Origin of the sequence: Mycobacterium gordonae, from assembly GCF_001417955.2 — a bacterium.
Classification (GTDB): domain Bacteria; phylum Actinomycetota; class Actinomycetes; order Mycobacteriales; family Mycobacteriaceae; genus Mycobacterium; species Mycobacterium gordonae_B.
Genome location: NZ_LKTM01000217.1, coordinates 1 through 1,003 on the forward strand (window position 1 = coordinate 1; position 1,003 = coordinate 1,003).

Sequence of the window (1,003 nt, forward strand, 5' to 3'; positions counted from 1 at the left end):
GGGGTGAGGGCGGGGCCGGCCTCAACGGTTCGGCTGCCACCGGCGACGGCGGTATGGGCGGCGCGGGAACCGCCGGCGGTCAAGGCGGGCAGGGCGGCCAGGGCGGCGCGGCATTCGCCGGCGGCACCAACGGGAGCGGCGGGCAAGGCGGCCAAGGCGGTACCGGCGGACAAGGCGGCGCCGGTGGCATCGGGGTCCAAGGAACCACACCCACGGGCGGCGCCAATGGCCAAGGAGGCCAGGGTGGCACCGGCGGTAACGGCGGGCAGGGCGGACAAGGCGGGCAGGCCGGCACGGGCGCAGGCGCAGCAGGCGACGCTGGGGGCGGCGGCACGGCCGGGACCGGCGGCACCGGCGGCACCGGCGGTCTGGGCGCGGCGGCCACAAGCACCGACGGCCCGGGCACCGGCGGTACCGGGGGCAGCGGCGGCACTGCCGGCACTTCCGGAGCAGGTTCGACTCTCGGCAACGCAGGCAAGGGAGGCACAGGCGGGCAGGGCGGGCAAGGCGGCAGTGGCCACGCTGGGCAGAACGGCGCGAGCGCCGGGTCCACCGGAGGTGCCGGCTCCGAGGGCGGTCTGGGCGGCGCCGGCGGCACCGGAGGTACTGCAGGTCACGGGGGCATCAACGGAGACGGCGGCCAAGGCGGTCAGGGCGGCACGGGCGGCGGCGGCGGTGCCGGCGGTTTCGGCGCGCAGGGAGTCACACCCGCAGCAGGGGGCACGCCCGGACAGGGCGGACTGGGCGGCGAAGGCGGAAAGGGTGGCCAAGGCGGCCAGGGAGGCCAGTCCGGGAACGGAGTCGGTGCCACAGCGGGCAACACCGGTACCGGCGGCACGGCAGGCACCGGCGGAACAGGTGGCGCCGGCGGCAATGGCGCAGCCGCCACCGCCACGCTCGGCCCCGGCCCCCGCTGCCGCCGGTGCCGGCGCGACGCCCGGAGGTACCGGCGGCATCGGCGCGACAGGTGGGACCGGCGGCCAAGGTGGTATCGGAGGCGCCG

At 78.5% G+C, this 1,003-nt stretch carries 1 protein-coding gene; it reads left to right on the forward strand.

Going from position 1 to position 1,003, the window contains the following annotated elements; all coding sequences use genetic code 11:
- On the forward strand, nucleotides 1–1,003 hold a 1,003-nt coding region (locus AO501_RS40255; protein ID WP_197419866.1), incomplete at both ends, for a hypothetical protein.